A 17,185-nucleotide genomic window follows, 5' to 3' on the forward strand; every position below is an offset into this window, starting at 1 on the left:
TGTTGGTCAGTACATACCATTAGAAAATGGACAGTCCATGCCACCTGAAAACAGAATCACTTCCAATCGTGCGTTTATTTTTGCTATTGCCGGGGCTGCCATCGGTTTGGGAAATATCTGGCGTTTCCCTTATGTAGCCGGTGAAAACGGAGGAAGCCTGTTTTTCCTTCTGTATATTATTTTTGTGGTGTTGCTGGGGTTGCCAGTCATGGTTGCCGAGGTTGTGGTTGGCCGGGCAGGGCGGGCATCACCCGCCAGCAGTCTGCGCCAGCTGGCGGTCAGTGCTGGCCATACCAGGCACTGGAGTAAGCTGGCCTGGATGGGGACGCTGGCGGCCACAATGATTCTCTCATTCTACAGTGTGGTGTCCGGCTGGGTGCTGCACTTTTTCTTTCAGTCGCTCTCGGGGGGACTTTCAGCCAACAGCATTCAAGCGACTTCGAGACATTTTCAACAGCTGCTGGAATCACCCTGGCAGGTGGTTTTATATCACGGTCTGTTTATTGTTATGACTGTGGCCATCAGTGGTCGAGCCATTTCCAAAGGCATTGAGCGGTTGAATAACTGGCTGATGCCCCTGATGTACCTGATTCTGGTGGTTCTACTGATATATGCCAGTCAGTTCAGTGGTTTTGCGCCAGCCCTTGATTACCTGTTTGCGATCAGGTTTGAGGCCCTCAGCGGCGGTGTGGTGCTGGAGGCAATGGGCCATGCCTTTTTTACCCTGGCCATTGGTGCCTGTTGTCTGATGGCCTATGGGGCTTATATGCCGGAGAGGCAGTCGGTGGTTAAGGCAGTATTGGTGGTTGCCTTGCTTGATGTGCTGGTGGCGGTGATGGTCGGTATTGCCACCTTTGCCGTGGTATTCAGTGAAGGGCTGTCGGTGGCGGAAGGTCCCGGGCTGATGTTTATCACCCTGCCGGTTGCCCTGGCTCAAATGCCCTTTGGCTCGCTGGTTTTACCCTTATTCTTTCTTCTTCTGGTCATGGCGGTTTGGACATCGGCAGTCAATCTGGCGGAGCCGCTGGTGGTGATGATGAGTCGCCTGTGTTCAGGCTTGCGCGCCACAGGAGCCACCATAGCCGGTGTTATGATATTTCTGGTCGGGTTAATACCCGGGCTCTCTTTCAGTGTCTGGCAGCAGGTTGCTGTTGATGGCAAAACGTTGTTTGACCTTTATACCGCCTTTGCTACCCAGGTTATGCTGCCAGCCGTTGGGCTTTTGGTGCTTTATTTTTGCGGGTATATCATGGAAAGAAAAGTGCTGATTGAACAGTTGGGCATGCAGGGCAAATCCCTGAAAACCTGGCAGCTCCTGATCCGCTGGGTCAGCCCTGCATTGCTGTTGATGGTCATCATCGGTGAGCTGTTTCAATTTTGATCACATCAGAGATTTGATCAGAGCCGCCACTAACATAACAAAAATTAATACCATGGCGATTTTGGCAAGCTTGCCCTGCTGTTCATTAGTCAGCGGTTTGCCATGGCGCTCGGTCAGCTTAACCACAACAAACAGGGTGATAAACAAAAGTACTAAAATTGAGATCAGGTTCATATTTCACCAAAAACAACGGGCAGTCGTCGTACTGCCCGTTATTGTACCCAGCCTGAGGATTTATTTCGTGGTTTATTCGCTGGCGGCTTCTTCTTTGCCTTCAATGCTGATCAGCTCAACCTCAAATACCAGCACGGAGCCTGCTGGAATGGAACCAACTTCCTGGTCGCCGTAAGCCAGCTCAGCGGGAATCGTCAGGCGATATTCAGAGCCAACAGACATCAGGGCAACACCCTCAGTCCAGCCCTTGATTACGTTTGCCAGGGGGAACGTTGCTGGCTGACCTCTCTGCTTGCTGCTGTCGAAGACAGTGCCATCAGTCAGCGTACCGGTGTAATGAACGGTAACAGTATCCGCTGCGGTTGGTTTTGGGCCGTCTCCCTGCTTGATAACTTCATATTGCAGACCGGACTCAGTCACGGAAACACCTTCTTTAACGGCATTATCTTCCAGGTATTTGGCACCGGTTTGACGGGTCTCCTCACGCTTTTTGGTAGCGTTCTCCTGAACGACGGTGTTCATCTTCTGCTCATGAGCCCGAAGTGCTGCGCCCATTTCTTCCTCGTTCATTTTGACCTGATCGGCAAGGGCGTCCAGCAAGCCCTGCTGAACCAGCGCACGGTCGAGAACAACACCCAGCTCATCCTGCTGCTTCAGTGTCTGACTGGCAAAGTTACCAACAGAGGCACCAATGGCATAGGCGGCTTTCTGATCATCCGTGTTTAACTCAACTTCAGGAGTCTGGGCGGTCTTTCCTGACAGCCTGCTGCCAAGAGTACAGCGGCTGCCAGAGCAGATATTTTAATAACCTTCTTCATATCAGTTTCCGTTGTTTTTGGCCAGAAATGCCGTATTGGCCAGGATGATCTTGCCTGTATCAGGATTAAAGTAAAAACCCTATCAATAATGGCACAGCCTTTACGCCAGTTGAACCAAATAACAATAATTTTTCAAAAAAATCACATTATTACCTTACGGTATATCATTACCGGTTTATACAAAATCAATTCTTTCTGAATGTAATGGGGCGACGTTATGCTGGTCTGCTTAAGTTATCAATTGAGGCGTTGATTGAAAGAGCCATCAATTATTGCAGGAAGATGAAAATATCAATTTCACGAATCACGATTCAATTCCATTTGACCAAGTGTTTACCGGGGGTAAAAGGTTGTCTGGGGGGGATTCTGTCGGTCGGTCTTTAACAGCGTGCTTCGAATTTCCGGTGTAAAATACGATATATTTTTATGATCTTTGTCTTTTTGTCCCAGTTTAAATCTCTGGTTTCAATCTATAGAGTTTTTCGTTAGCCATTGTTTGCTTTGGAGCCGTCGCTTGGAGCCTGCTGTTAGTACTACCGTTTTTATTCAGTCTGGAAAGCAGCCTGAGACACCCTTGTGCAATACAAGTGCAGTAAAAAACGGGCCATTTCTAGCGGGTTGTCGGACGGGCTGGTATTTTCTGGCGTTGGCAGCTGTTGTTGTCTTCATGGGCTTTTCTCCTGTGCCATGCCATGGACAGGGGGACATGGCAGAGACGGATAAGCGTCAAATGGATAAGCCCTACCGGCCGGTCTGCATTCAAGACCCAAAAGATGGCTGGCAGTCGTTACGACATGGTTTTCGGTTAATGGCCTACTATCACAATGCCAAGGTCAAAGAGCAGCTGAAAGCATTTCCCCAATATTATTTTAACCGTCTGTCCGAACGAATCCTGGTGTATCAATTTTATTTGAACAGGAAGATTCAGGAAAAAGGTCTGCCGGCAGAGCTGGCCCTGCTACCGCTGATCGAAAGCGAGCTTGACCTCAAAGCCCGTTCATCAGCACGGGCGATGGGGCTGTGGCAGTTGATGCCCCGAACAGCCAGGGCTTACGGGCTTAAGGTGTCGAAAAAGTGTGATGAAAGAACTGACCTGGAAAAAGCCACTGATGCCGCATTGACCTATATTGAGTACCTCTATAAAAGAACCAGTGACTGGATGTTAACCATTGCTGCTTATAACGCTGGCCTTTACCGGGTGAAACAAAGCATTGCTCAGGCTGAAGCGTCGGGAGAATATTCAGATGCGGGTTTCTGGAGCCTTGATTTGCCAGCTGAGACCCGAAAACATGTGGCCAAGTTTCTGGCCCTCAGCCATGTGGTTCTTCTGCCGGATAAGCATGGCATCAGGTTGCCAGCCCTTTCTGTTGTCGAGGGTGATGGTTTTTCCAGAGTCAAATCGGGCTATCACTCTCCAGAGTGTGTTATTCACAGCGCTGGTTGTCTCTATTGTCGCCAGCTGGTGCTTATGGTGCTTTACATTTATTTTCAGGCATTTTAATCAGGCTGAATGACACTATGCCTAACCGTCTTGTTAGTCAATCAAACTGAATACCCTGGTAAATTCCGGGTCTGATAAAGCATTACCTTAATTTTTATATCAACAGGGAGGTGGTTTTATGAGCTATCCGGGTGTTGCTCCAGTTTCGACCAATGTCAGTCAGACCCAATTTCCTGCCATGGAGGGAAGCAGTCGTCGTTCCGTATGGTCAAGTATCGGCAAAGCTGCTGGTAAGGCTTGTGCCATGCCATTTCGCATTGCCTCAACGGTGGTAAATGGCGGTGTTTTTGCTGCCTATTACGTTACCGCTGTGGCTGTTACCGGGCTCGCTGCCACCGGAGGTGCTGTCTATGGTATTGGGAAAATGGCCACAGATGCGATCCGTGGAAAACCACACAAAAGCCTGCTGGAATATACCATCAAACCCGCCCGAGAGACGTTCAACTGTATTTCACGCCTGTACTATGAGCTGCCAAGACATGGATCTGAATTGATCTTCTCCGGGGTAGCTGTCACTGCGGTAACTGTCCTGGCAATCGTGGCAATCGTGGCAGGAGATGGCAATAGCCACGTATGGATACATACCCCCTGCTGTTATCACAGTTGTGGCGATGCCGGTGGCACAGGTCACCAGAAACCTGTGGATGATGACTATAACCCTTCAGGCTTGTCCGCGGTACTGCATCCATACAGACCTTCTATTTTACTCGGACGTAAAATCATGGGGACAACTACACAGGCACTGAATAGCGGCCATAAGGTTGACTGAAAAGGAGAAAAAAAATGCGAGTATTAATTAGCGTACTTGGACTATTGTTTTCACTTTTATCAACGACTGTTGTGGCCGGTACGGAAACCGGATTGAAGATAATCAGTATTGGTGCCAATGCCCAGGGAAGCAGAACTTTTTACTTCAAAGTTGACCGTACTATTGGTCCGTATGGTTGCCGAAGCGATTTGGTAAAGGTGGATTTATACAATGATTATGATTCACAGGCTGAGGTGATTTCAAACAATATCGTCCGATCTATGGTGCTTTCAGCATTTGTCGCCAATTCTAATGTGCAATTGAAGGTTAGGGAAACATGCCTGCATTCCAATCCAACCATCTCACAGATTTGGTTGAGTAAATAAACTCACATAACGAACAGGGCGTTACATCAGATGGACTTCGCTTTCGGATTGGTAACGCTCCTTCAGTCTGTTGACTGAAAAGTGGGGGGGGACTGATGTTAATTCTGCTTTTTTTGCCTCAGCTGCCAGCTCTGCTTTTTCCCTCGCCAACTCTTCACTCAAGCCTTGTTTTCTAGCCAATCGATAGGTTATTGTCCTTGTATATCTTATGGCCTGGTCTGCCTTACCTTTATCACTTGCAGCGAATTTGGCCCACCTTCTGGCGCTGGCCTCTTTGCCTTTATCGGATGCCATGTATTTAGCCCTGGCCCTGGCTATGGCCTTCCTGCCTTTTTCGGATGCAGCATATTTAGCCCATGACGTCTTGCGTTTATCAGATGCGGTGTATTTGGCTATGGTCTCTTTGCCTTTATCGGATGCCATGTATTTAGCCTTGGCCCTGGCCATGATCTCTTTGCCTTTATTGGATGCCTGATATTTAGCCCTGGCCCTGGCTATGGCCTTCCTGCCTTTTTCGGATGCAGCATATTTGGCCTTTGACGTCTTGCGTTTATCAGATGCGGTGTATTTGGCTAAGGTCTCTTTGCCTTTATCGGATGCCATGTATTTAGCCCTGGCCCTGGCCATGATCTCTTTGCCTTTATTGGATGCCTGATATTTAGCTTTGGCCCTGGCTATGGCCTTCCTGCCTTTTTCGGATGCGGCATATCTGGCTCTGGTCGCCTTGCGTTTATCGGACTCACTCACCTCTTTTAGTGTCTTAAGTGCCTGGGGCAGATCAGGAGTGGGGGGCAGAAGTTCGCCGTAACCGGAAGATTCAGTTGCTTTAAACTCAACAGTGTTGGCAGGAGCCTGTTGTTGAGTGTACCTGATCAACGGACTGACTGCCGCAATGGAGCGTGGTGGTGGCTGGGAAAAAGTAACTGTTGAATGTACAGGGGGAGGTAAATGGAACGTTGAAAAAACACTCAGAGCACGTGAAGAACCGGGTGTCTCCTGATTCGGTATTTGTTGTTTTAAATATCCAGAATGGGACTGCTCAAGTATCTGTACGGGATAACCGAACCCACTGAGTTGTGAGCTTGAAACCTCCGCCAGTAATAGTAAGGGATTTTTTTGCAACCCCTGTAAACAAGGAGATCCATAAAAGATAGTTGAGTCCGGGCTAAACCTGTACATTACATTACTGAACCATTGAATTACACCCTGAGACCACTCCTTCATTATGAAAGTTCAACCCTGATACCGCTAATCTGATATTTACGTCAGCCAACTGTAAAGATTGGCTACGGCTATTAATTCGGATATTGGTTAGTTGAAAAAGATTATTGTACGACTCCCAGCTGTGTTTTAAGTTCTGTAAAACCTTTAATGACTTGCTCAAGCTGCTGTTCGGCAGAATTACGCATATCACAAACTGAGCTGTCAATTTTCCACTCCCTTTTTGATTTCTTCAGCAGTGCTTTATAAACGGTGTTCTTTGCTTCTTTGTCCTGATCTGCTTTGCCACCGTCTGGCACACTGGTAACCTCTTTTGTTTTAAGTGTTTTAAAAAGTTGTTTTCTTGTAGCTAAAAGATTGGATATGTCAGGCACCGGTTGCAGGTCTTGCAGGTACTGCTTTACATCGTTCATTTCTTCAATGATAAACGCTACCCTTTGCTGCAGGTGATACATTTGCAGATCATTTTCCTCATTTGTCAGGCCGACCATCATATCCTGAGTCAGTTGATGGGCGGCATCTCTGCCTCGATCAAGGGCTGACTGATACAGGGAAGCGCTGGTGAACGCACGTTTGATCAGGACCTGAATCTGCTCTGGATCAGATAACCGCGTAAGGAAATTGATGCTGCTGATGCTAATTGGCTGATTTGGATTTCTATCATATAGCCACTGGGCGTCGTACTGCCATGGATGTTGAGCAGCTTCCTTAAGAGCATCATCACAGAAGGCTCTCATTTTGTCGAACTTCTCGACAAAAAGTGTGGCCCGGTTAAATTTATCCGTACACTTATTACATAGGTTGTAGGCAAGATCACCATAAACCCAGACAGCCAATACGGGGGATTGCTGTATTTCAGGAAACACAGAATCGACTGTCGTCAGTTCGTTAACATAATTTTCACCGTACTCAAGATTTTTATTAAACAGTTGCAGTCGCTTACTCATACTATTAACCAGCTTTGCATGATCTGATTCCGGTTGTTCTTTCTCCTGTGGCTCAGATTTTACTCTGGTAATCTCCTGTTGAAGCTGCTGTTTTCTTTTGTTTCTTATTTCCTGTTTCTGTTTTGCCCGCTCCCTTTTTTTTATATTTTCCCGTAATATGTCATGATTGCTGTTTTTCTCACTCTCAAATTCATTAAGATAATCCTGGCGTACCTTGTCAATTTCAGTGAATCGAATTTTACACGCTTCATGGAGAGCCTTTATAGAAGCTTCCAGATTTTGTGACTCAGTGTGAACAAGGTTGGATTTCTGAATGACTTTTTTATGCACTTGATTGAGTGTCGAACAGCAACTGTTCAGCTGTTGTATAAATTGATTATGAGTCGAAAGGTCATCCGGGAAATTATTAGTCAGTGTTGTTAATAAACTATTAGTAATCTCTGTTGCCACTCTGGCTAATCGAATCATGGATATTTTGTTATTGCCAGCTTGTCCCGTTCGGAATATTTCATGGTCAGATAGCGTTTTAAGGAGGCACATGGTGGTGTTTAACAGCCCCGGGTGCTGCAATGATTTTACCAGAATCATCAGGGTCGTACTTTCCAGTTGTTCTATATATTTAGGCCAAATCCTTGCAACGTCGCCCGGTACTTGTGCGTCCTGTTGCACCAGTAAATGCTGAAGCGGGTGACTTTGCAGCAAGAGGCACAGTGATTCAGTAAGCATTATGAACTCATCGGTAAATTTTGAAGAATAGTCAGACAGTTTGTTAATACTCACAAGCAGAGCATCCATTGAGTAAGCAATAGCCTCTCCAATGTCGAGTGTATTCTCCTCACCCAATTTAATCATTTTGTAAACAAGATCAGAGGTAAATTGTATATGCCACTGAATGCACTGCCTGGAAAAAGTTTCTGGTGCCTTGGCAGGCGTATTGTTATCCACCTGTTGGTTCAACTTGATACTCAGGGTTTTTGTTAATGACATGATGGTATTGATAATGTCGGCTGATTGTTTATCATGGCTTTCATTAAGGGCTTGTTGTTGTTCACTGATATCAAACAGTTTTTTTCCATGTTGTAGCAACGGTTGACTGCACAAACGTGGATGGCAGTAAATCGTCTCTGCCGACCTGATGAATGGGGCTTTGAGTGTAAAAACCTTTTGGTCAAAATAGGGATAGTAGTACATGGTGGTAAAATCCAGATTCCATAGATCATCTGTTTCCAGTTTTTCCACGTACCCTCTTGCCTCTTTGGTTTTGGCCATCTCTTTCAGCTGGTTCATCTCTTTGCCGGAACACTTATAAAATGCCAAATGCGCGGCCAGACTGTTTCTTACTTTTTCCCTCTTGACAAACTTATCCGGGTCTAATGAAGCTGCGGTACGGTTTAATTGACTGCTCAGGGGGTGAATATCAATATAACTTGTTGGCCTGGTCAAAAGTATATCAGTCGATGGCAGTTTTTTTATTTTATGTAACGGAGGTAGTTTTACTGTGCTGTTATTTTCCCTCAGCTGGTTTTGTAGTGTCTTGTGTTGTTTTTTTAACTCGCTCCTGGAAAGCTTTATCCTGTTCCCCTGTTTATCAAAGCAATTATCGTTGCGCATTTTCTGATGAAAATCGAAGCATTCCAGGTAAAGCAGCCTGAGTGCCCAGGGTGTTTTTCTGGGAGCCCCGGGGTGCCCCAGTTGCAGGACTTGTTGAACTGAAAAATATGTTCCGGGACTTTTCGGGTAATCCGGGGCTGTTGCAGGCGTTAACTCAGCAACGGCCTCATTAGATTCCGGACCGGTAACCTGCGGGAGTGGTATAGCTCCCACAGGTACTTCATCCTTTGTCGGCAGCTGTTGGGATGGGCATGCTTTTTCATTGCTGCTGGCAAAAGCGTTTGCCGGTTGTCTGTCATCGCTCCGGGATGCCTGTTCCTCGGAACATTGCAATGTTTTTGGCACGAACTCGTTTGTTTCCGGATCCAGATTAGCCTTTGTTGTTATTGCTCTTTCTCTAGCCGCTTTCACCATGGTTGCCTCAGGCTGAGCAGTTTTGTTCTCAAACCCCTGGTGAAGTGCTCTATCATGCGTAAGGCTCTCAACCGGGCAGGCAGGTGGCCAGCCTGGCATTTGATCAGAAGGTACTGACATGAAATTCTGCCCGGAAAATGGCTGGCATGCTGCATTGTAAGTGTCTGGCTCTATTGGCCATGGCAGTGTGTTCATACTGATCGGTTGTTGTTGCGGCAATGGAATGACAGGCTGATTTCCACAATATACGGCAGCAACCGGCTGACCGGTCATTTGGGTTGTCGCCAGAAATTGAACTGGAACTGGTGAAACGGGAAGGATGCCCCTTGCAGAAATATCTGTAGTTTGAAAAGGATATGGATTAGCGCGACAGGGTATCAAAGCTGCACAATTTAATGGAACCGGGTTTTGTTCATTGCCTCGTTTGGCATGAGGTGTGACAGGCAATCCTGAAACTTTTAGCCCTGGATAATGTACCCTTTGATCAATGTTCATAGGAGGCAATGGCATTCTAAAAGTTCTCTTAATTAATTTATCCCGATTTTTTTACACTGTATTATAGAAAAAATTTCCATTTTAACTGCGATCAGTTTCAGTTGGTCAGGCGGGAGCGACGGCTTTTGCTAAATATGCCTGATGGCAATTTATTGTTGGACGGTTAGGCAGAATGTATTGGGGCAGGGGCAAAATGGCATAAAATGAATTTGCTGAGAGGATGCTCCCAGCAAGTTAAGCGGATCTATTCGGGATACAGCTCACCGAGCAGCTGATCTTTTTTTCGACCAGACTTTGTACCTTTGAGCTTTTTGCACACTGCCAGCAATGCGGTCAACTGCTCTTCTTTAGCAGCTGTGGCAGCCCCTCCTGCCTGAGTTTGATAAAGACTGGCGGACAGTTGGTGGCAGATCTCGCTCAGTTCCTGTGAGCCAAGCTGGTTGAGGCAGTCGGTCAATGAAGTCCGGTTCTTGTTGTTAAGGTTGTTGTTAAGATATATGCGACACCAGTTTTTCAGTTCACTCAGCGTCAACCGAACATCGTTCTGCAGGCAGGCAGCTTCCAGTTGCCGGAATGCTGCTGCTTCAGAGGCGTGTTTCCCGGATTGATGACGACCACCCATGTTAGTGATGGGTTGATCTGACTTTGTTGCGGCACCGGATTTGAACCGCCAGAGCCCCAGGGTCACCAGCCATAACAGTGCAAAAAAAGCGGTTAACCACTGCCAGAAGACAGGTGTCTGCCAGATGCTGGCAGGCTCCAGCGGTGTTGTATTGATAACGCTTGCAAGATCCGGACATTCAGCAGGCTGGTCTGTTGGTAATGTGGTCGGGGAGGCCACGGTTAAGGCATTCGCGTTTGGATCGGCGGATACCTCTATCTCTGTTGCAGGCAGTCTGGAGGTTTTAGTCTCGCCACTTGCTGTATCAAACCAGGTGTATTCAATCGCGGGCAATGTGATTTTTCCGGGGCGGGTTGGAATCATGGCTATGGAATCCGTGCGCTGCCCTTGAACACCATTGGCCGTTTCCCGGTCTGCTGTCCCGGATTTATCCGGGTAGCTGTTCACTCCCTTTGGCTGAGTCATCAGAATAGGCGGCAGTTGTGCGGCACTGAGACCGTCGGCATTGACGGTAATGGTTCGGGTAATGGCATCCCCCACCTGCAAACTGTCCGGTGGCTGACTCCATTGCTCCTGAATCGTTACCTTTCGCGCGGGTAACCAGGTGTCACTGGCAGGGTAGTTTTCAGGTCTGGGTTTTACCTCAATTTGCATCTCCCTGGAGCGGGCAAGTACGGGTTTGCCACCACTGGAAAAGAAACTGCCAAATGGATCCCGGGGCTCGGCCGCCACCCCGGTAAAGGTCAGTGATGGTATGATTATTTCGCCCACCGATTGGGGATGAATCGAGTACTTCAACTCAAATCCCCGGTAGCGAATACCCTCAATAATAGTATCCAGTTTCCGTGTTTCCCCCAGCTGCTGAATCAACGCATCACTGATATCCAGGGCACTCAGCCGGTTATCATCATACAGCTGGACTCTGGAGAGAATGGTCAGGGTGAAGATCAGCTCCTGCTGGACATAAATACTGTTACTGCTGACCTCGGCGTTCATCAGGATTGGGCCGGTATCCGTTGTCGGGTCATCGGGTCGGTTATCGTTGACGGTGATGGTAACCGCTTCAGATTGCCGGTCACCCAGTTGGATGGGGGGGAATCACCAGGGTTCCCTGCTGTTTCGGAGCCAGGGTAACCACCCAGTCGCGGGTAAACTCTCTTTTACCGTTAATGATACTGGTCTTGTTCTGTTGCCGGGTGCCCAGTATGTCAAAACTCCACTCCAGGGGTTTCAGGTCCGGGGCGTCACTGGAACTTTCATCCGTGCGCAGGGTGAGTTCCAGGGTTTCATGGCTGGCCAGTGATGTTCTGTTAACACTGGCGGTAAATGCGGCATTGGCCACCATGGAAGCCGAAAGACTGATCAATGCGGTCAACATCAAATAAAATGACTTTCGATTTACCATGATGCCTCCTCCGTTCTGTTTTGCTGTTGCGAAGAGCGTTGCTGATGCAGAAACTTTCTGCGTAATAAACCACCAGGGTCATCAGGAATAGTTCTCAACCAGCTTTCAATAGCCTGTTGTTCGGGAGAAAGTGGCTGTTCATCCCTCCCTTCATCCGAAGCGCTGGCCGTTGTTTCCGGAGCCTTATCATCAACTTTATTTTTTTCTGCCTGAGCGGATTGTTGCGATGGACTGGTACTGTCCTTATCTTCAGACGGTTCAGATTGGGCGTGTTGTTGATCTTGCTGCTGGTTCTGATCAACTGGGGGGTTGTTCTGCGGGCGCTGTTGCGATGAAGATTCCTGCGCACTGGTGTTTTCACCTGTCTGGTCATTTTCAGGAGCAGCGTCATCCCGGTTGTTGTTTCTGGATTGGTTATTATCGCTCCGGGACTGCTGTTGGCTATTTTCACCCTGGCCACTTTCTTGTCGGGTGTTATTTTGCTGACTGTTGTTTTCCTGATTTTGCTGCGATTGGTCTGACTGCTGCTGCAATAACTGTTCAAGCAGATGACGATTGAACCTGGCATCCTCCATATCGGGTTGTTGGGATAATGCCTGATCATAAGCGTCAATGGCTTCCTGAAGTTTGCCTGCCCTGGCCAGTGCATTGCCCAGGTTGTAAGCTGATATTGGCTCAATCGTTTGATCATCAGGAGAGTTCAGGGTTGTTGCAGATTCCTCAAACTGTTGATTCCGGAACAAGGCTTCCGCTTTCCAGGCCGGATCATTGAACAGGCTGGCCGCCAGCTCCGGATTCCCCTCCTGAAGCGCCTTCTGCCCCTGCTGATCCCGTGTCTGCCAAAGGTCATTCCAGCTCAATGCCATGGCATCCTGAGGGACCGGCAACAGGGAGACCATGATCAGTACTAACCACCCACGGCGAAAGCCCAGCAGGGCAGCCGGTAATAGCAGCCATACCAACCAGTAACCGGCGTCATACCACTGATCAAACTCACGCTCAGTTAATATCTGTTCACTGAATAGTGGATTGGTGTTGCCTGCTGGCATTAAGGCTTGCAGGTCGGTAGCTGCAACGGTCATGGTCTGGTATCCACCGCCATTGGCCCGGGCCAGTGACTGCAGACGGGATTGCTCCAGCTGAGGGACGACAATGGCTCCCTGTTGATTTTTCAGATAACCGCCATCAGGCAATGGAATCGGTGCCCCCTGTTCCGTTCCGGTACCAAGAATGGATAAACGGATACCGCTGTTCTGCAGCAGACTGGAAATCTGCTCCGCCTGTGCTGCGGTCATGGAGCCCGTAACCAGCAAAATATCGCCGGACTCACTGCTGCCCTGAGTCAGGAGCTGTTTTGCCAGGCGCACTGCTACTACAGGGTCATTACCCTGTATGGGCATAATGTCAGGGCCAAGGGCTTTGGTCAGGTTGTTTAATGTACGACTATCGTCTGTCAGTGGCGCTACGGTATGGGCAGAACCAGCGTAGGCGACCAGGGCAGAGAGTCCTTCACTGCGCTGGTTAAACAGATCCTGCAGCTTGAACCGAACCCGGGTCAGGCGGTTGGGGGAAAGATCCGCCGCGTACATGTGATAGGAGAGATCAACGGCAACCACCCAGGGCTGTTGATGCTTACTGACAGGGACCGGCTCCTTCTGCCAGGCAGGCCCGGCAAGGGCCAGAGAGGCGATCACCCAGCCAGTCAATACCAGCATCAGCGGCCAGCGAGCCGGTTGCCCCTGCTCTCCTGCCAATAACCAGGGCAGGAGAGCAGGGGCAATGACTTTAGACCAGCTGCCCCGATCCCGATGTTGTCGCCAGAGCAGGAACACCAGGGTGATGCAGGGCAGTAGCATCAGCAGCCAGAGTGGTCTGAGAAAATGGAATTGATCTATAAACAAAGAGAAAAATTCAATCATGGTGAGCCTTCCCTTTGTCAGCTTGCCAGTGGTTAAGAGCACTGGAGAAATTGATCTTTATCATTGCCGGGATCAGGCTTAGCAGCAGCGCCAGCCCCAGTGGCCAGAAAAACAGGTTCTTGCTGGGGCGAAACACCTCTTCTTCCTGAACGACAGGTTCAAGCTGATCCAGCAGCGCATAAATCTTATTCAGTTCATCAATGTTGCGGGCCCGGAAGTACTGACCGCCTGTCAGTTCTGCCATTTCCTGTAAGGTTTGCTCGTCCAGGTCCGCCGATGGATTAACCCGGCGGGAGCCAAAGAAACTGCGTTCCACCATCTCTTCAGCCCCGAGGCCGATGGCGTAGATTTTGATGCCTTCTTCCCGGGCAATCTGGGCAGCCTGCAGTGGCGAGATCTCTCCGGCGGTGTTGGCACCATCGGTCAGCAAGATAAGCACCCGACTGTCTTCGGGGCGCTTACGAAGATGCTTGACGGTAAGACCCAGGGCATCGCCGATGGCTGTCTTGTTGCCCGCCATCCCGATAGCCGACTCATTCATCAGTGTTTTGACCGTTTCCCGGTCAAAGGTCAGCGGCGTTTGCAGATAGGCCTGGGTGCCAAACAGGATAAGTCCAAGCCGGTCGCCACGGCGGCGCTGGATAAAGTCATTCATCACCGCTTTGGTGGCGCTCAGCCGATCAACCTGACGGCCATTGAGCACCATATCTTTGATCTCCATACTGCCTGAGAGGTCAACGGCCATCATCAGGTCACGACCACTGTCTTGTATCTCAACGGGGTCTCCCAGCCAGACCGGTTTGCTGGCAGCAATAAGCAGCAGTAGCCAGATCACACCGGGTAGAATGATTCGTTTGCCAGAAGGCGTTTCCTGTTCTGCCCGTTGTTCTCCCACTATGGACGACAGCTTGCCATAAAAAGGGGTATACAGCGCGGCATCATTATTACTGCTGGCTGGTTTGACCCATCGATAAACCAGCAGAGGTAAGGGCAGGGCAATCAGTATCCAGGGCCATTCAAGCTCAAGCATGGTGTCTCTTTATCCATTGCCGGGTGAGTTTATACACGTTTGCTGGCATCTCGTCAGGAGTGCCGTGGGTTGGCGTTAGCGGTGTCTGCGGGTTATAGCGGTGGTTATTGAAGGCGCTGTGGTTGAGGAAGTCGGGCATATCACCGGTATCCGCCAGAAACTGGCACCAGGAAGCCCCACTCAGCCCGGCAACCTTGTTTGCAGGAAACGCGTGCAAGGCTAACCGTTTTAACAGTTCATTGGATTCATTGGCCAGTCTGTGCAGCGACTGGTGAACCTGATAGTCAGCATGAATTTTTCTGGCTTGCAGCAGTGCTTCAGAGCGATAACGGTTTTTCTGCCAGCGACGCCAACTATAGACGGTAACCAGAACCATCAGGGCAATACCGATCAACGCCAGAAGCCACCAGCCAATGGCGGGTGGCCATAATCCAACAGGGTCCGGGAGATGGTTCGGGCGGAGTTGGTCCAGAGGATTTTGCAGGTCCATAACTAAGTCCTCTGTGCTGCCGTAAGCTCAAACCAGGCGTTAACCACCAAATATCTCTTCACTGAGCCAGCTCCCTGTTGTTCGTCCTGACACCATACAGCCCCAACAACTGCTGCGCGGAGGGTGTGGCACAATTAATCTCCAGCAGCGGGATGCGATACCGTGCCAGCATCTGCTTCAGCTGTTCATGGTGCGTCAGATACTGCTGATGGAACTGCTGGCGCAGCTGAGGGTGGCCGGTGTTCACCGACAGATTGTGCATGCCATCGGTTATCCGGTATTGATCCGGAGTTGGCAGGTGTTGCTCCAGAGGGTCGTTCACTTTGATCGCCATCAGTTCATTGTGCCGGGCCAGCTGAGCCAGATGCTGTTCGGACTCTTTATTAACATGGCTGAAATCGCTGATCAGAAATATCTGGGTGCCGGGGTGTGCCACTCGCCGGGTGTGCCTGAGGGTTCTGGCCAGCCCATGTTCCGCATCCATACTGGCTATGGAGGCAAGGCGGAGTTTCTGGTTCATCCGCTCCGTCTGGTTAAGCCAGTGCATCAGGGTTTTTCTGGAACGCTTTGGTCGTGTTTCATTCAGCTCATGTTCATTGAAAATAACACCGCCAATCCGGTCACCATGGTTAAGGGTGGCCCAGGCAATCAGGGCGGAGATTTCCGCCGCAGTGACGGATTTGAAGTTCAGTTGGCTGCCAAAGAACATGGCATGGCTCTGGTCGAGCAAAATCATCACCGGCCGCTCCCGCTCCTCCTGAAATACTTTGGTGTGCGGCTTCATTCTCCGGGCCGTGACCCGCCAGTCGATGGAACGGATATCATCCCCGAACTGATAGGCCCTGACTTCTTCAAAGTCGATACCACGGCCCTTGAACGGGGAGCGGGCGTTACCCAGCATCTGCCGCTGGCTGCGTCCCTGGCGAAACAGAGGCAGGTCCCTGGCCGACAACCGCAGATTAACCAGGCTCTGTAATGTACAGTAGGCTCCACTCATGGCTTGTCTCTGATAGCCCTTTATATGCATGTGTGAATCAGTTCAGGCGATGGGAACGATGTCTAATAGCTGGTTGATGATCTGGTCTGCATCCTTACCCTCGGCTTCTGCTTCAAAGGTCAACAGCAGGCGATGGCGCAGCACATCGTGAGCGATCGCCTGGACATCATCAGGGGTGACATAATCACGGCCATCCAGCCAGGCATAAGCGCGGGCACAGCGATCAAGGGCAATGGTACCCCTGGGGCTGGCACCGTAATCCAGCCATCCTGAGAGTTGATCGCTGTAACGCTCCGGGTGGCGGCTGGCATTAATTAACTGAACAATGTATTCCTCAACCGATGGCTCCATATGCACGGCCAGCACTGCCTGGCGAGCCTGCAGAATTTCTTCCCGGGTAAGCGGGGATTGGGGGCGCTCAACCGGTGTCTGCATGGCTTCGCCCCTGGCCAGTTTCAGAATTGCCCGCTCTGCTGCCACATCGGGATAGCCCACCCGGACATGCATGATAAAGCGATCCAGCTGGGCCTCCGGCAATGGGTAAGTGCCTTCCTGTTCAATGGGGTTCTGGGTGGCCATCACCATAAAGACCTCAGGCAATGGGTAGGTTTTCTGGCCAACACTGACCTGCCGCTCGGCCATGGCTTCCAATAATGAAGACTGAACTTTGGCCGGTGCGCGGTTGATCTCGTCCGCCAGAATCAGGTTGTGAAAAATCGGGCCGGGCTGAAACCGGAAGCTGCCATCTTCCGGCAGATAGATGTCGGTGCCGGTGACATCGGCAGGCAGCAGGTCAGGGGTAAACTGGATTCTGTGGAAATCGGCATCCAGGCCATCGGACAGTGCTTTAACGGCTCTGGTCTTGGCCAGGCCGGGCGCACCTTCAACCAGCAGGTGTCCGTCAGCCAGCAGGGTGGTTAACAGGCGGTTAACCAGATGTTCCTGGCCAATGATGGTGCTGGAGAGGTAGTTTTTCAGCTGACTGAATTGGGTAAAACAGTGGCTTGATGACATTTTTTTCAACCT

15 protein-coding genes are annotated in these 17,185 nt (G+C 49.8%); 4 read left to right on the top strand and 11 right to left on the bottom strand.

Annotation, left to right across the window (positions count from 1 at the left end; genetic code table 11):
* Window positions 1-37 precede the first annotated feature (37 nt).
* Window positions 38-1,381: a sodium-dependent transporter gene (locus O3276_RS24115; protein WP_269673586.1), complete on the top strand. Its 1,344-nt coding sequence runs from the start codon at window positions 38-40 to the stop codon at window positions 1,379-1,381.
* On the opposite strand, the gene O3276_RS24120 is transcribed toward O3276_RS24115, so the two are convergent.
* Window positions 1,382-1,555 (bottom strand): hypothetical protein, encoded by a 174-nt coding sequence (locus tag O3276_RS24120; protein WP_209203657.1) that lies wholly within the window; start codon window positions 1,553-1,555, stop codon window positions 1,382-1,384. It lies immediately after the preceding gene.
* 72 nt (window positions 1,556-1,627) lie between these two features.
* Complete coding sequence (locus O3276_RS24125) at window positions 1,628-2,353, bottom strand: BamJ family beta-barrel-assembly machinery protein (protein WP_332328298.1); 726 nt, start codon at window positions 2,351-2,353, stop codon at window positions 1,628-1,630.
* A gap of 726 nt (window positions 2,354-3,079) precedes the next feature.
* On the opposite strand from O3276_RS24125, the gene O3276_RS24130 reads away from it, so the two are divergent.
* The 3 genes from O3276_RS24130 to O3276_RS24140 all read left to right on the top strand — a co-directional run bounded on the left by O3276_RS24130 (window position 3,080) and on the right by O3276_RS24140 (window position 5,008).
* Window positions 3,080-3,874, top strand: coding sequence for a lytic transglycosylase domain-containing protein (locus O3276_RS24130; RefSeq protein WP_269673587.1), 795 nt, complete (start codon window positions 3,080-3,082; stop codon window positions 3,872-3,874).
* Window positions 3,875-3,992: 118 nt separating this feature from the next.
* Window positions 3,993-4,643 (top strand): hypothetical protein, encoded by a 651-nt coding sequence (locus tag O3276_RS24135; protein WP_269673588.1) that lies wholly within the window; start codon window positions 3,993-3,995, stop codon window positions 4,641-4,643.
* Window positions 4,644-4,657: 14 nt separating this feature from the next.
* Complete coding sequence (locus O3276_RS24140; protein WP_269673589.1) at window positions 4,658-5,008, top strand: hypothetical protein; 351 nt, start codon at window positions 4,658-4,660, stop codon at window positions 5,006-5,008.
* A 21-nt stretch (window positions 5,009-5,029) separates the two neighbouring features.
* Here O3276_RS24140 and O3276_RS24145 read toward each other — a convergent pair whose 3' ends face one another.
* From O3276_RS24145 to O3276_RS24185, 9 genes are all read right to left on the bottom strand, one after another.
* Entirely contained in the window at window positions 5,030-5,884 is an 855-nt protein-coding gene (locus O3276_RS24145) for a hypothetical protein (RefSeq protein ID WP_269673590.1), read from the bottom strand.
* A 449-nt stretch (window positions 5,885-6,333) separates the two neighbouring features.
* A complete protein-coding gene (locus O3276_RS24150; protein ID WP_269673591.1) occupies window positions 6,334-9,321 on the bottom strand; it encodes a hypothetical protein in 2,988 nt (995 codons plus the stop codon).
* Window positions 9,322-9,940: 619 nt separating this feature from the next.
* A complete protein-coding gene (locus O3276_RS24155) occupies window positions 9,941-11,314 on the bottom strand; it encodes a BatD family protein (RefSeq protein WP_269673592.1) in 1,374 nt (457 codons plus the stop codon).
* Between the two features lie 79 nt (window positions 11,315-11,393).
* Window positions 11,394-11,723, bottom strand: coding sequence for a BatD family protein (locus O3276_RS24160; protein WP_269673593.1), 330 nt, complete (start codon window positions 11,721-11,723; stop codon window positions 11,394-11,396).
* Window positions 11,717-13,642: a VWA domain-containing protein gene (locus O3276_RS24165; RefSeq protein ID WP_269673594.1), complete on the bottom strand. Its 1,926-nt coding sequence runs from the start codon at window positions 13,640-13,642 to the stop codon at window positions 11,717-11,719. Before O3276_RS24165 ends, O3276_RS24160 begins: the two co-directional genes overlap by 7 nt.
* On the bottom strand, window positions 13,635-14,672 hold the full coding sequence (locus O3276_RS24170; RefSeq protein ID WP_269673595.1) for a vWA domain-containing protein: 1,038 nt from the start codon (window positions 14,670-14,672) through the stop codon (window positions 13,635-13,637). The genes O3276_RS24165 and O3276_RS24170 overlap by 8 nt, the downstream gene beginning before the upstream one ends.
* Window positions 14,665-15,162 carry a DUF4381 domain-containing protein gene (locus O3276_RS24175; protein WP_269673596.1) on the bottom strand — a complete coding sequence of 166 codons (498 nt, stop codon included), beginning with the start codon at window positions 15,160-15,162 and terminating at the stop codon, window positions 14,665-14,667. The genes O3276_RS24170 and O3276_RS24175 overlap by 8 nt, the downstream gene beginning before the upstream one ends.
* Window positions 15,163-15,220: 58 nt before the next feature.
* A complete protein-coding gene (locus tag O3276_RS24180) occupies window positions 15,221-16,159 on the bottom strand; it encodes a DUF58 domain-containing protein (RefSeq protein ID WP_269673597.1) in 939 nt (312 codons plus the stop codon).
* Window positions 16,160-16,201: 42 nt separating this feature from the next.
* Window positions 16,202-17,173, bottom strand: coding sequence for an AAA family ATPase (locus O3276_RS24185; protein ID WP_269673598.1), 972 nt, complete (start codon window positions 17,171-17,173; stop codon window positions 16,202-16,204).
* Between the last annotated feature and the right edge of the window lie 12 nt (window positions 17,174-17,185).

Origin of the sequence: Endozoicomonas sp. GU-1 (genome assembly GCF_027366395.1) — a bacterium.
Classification (GTDB): domain Bacteria; phylum Pseudomonadota; class Gammaproteobacteria; order Pseudomonadales; family Endozoicomonadaceae; genus Endozoicomonas.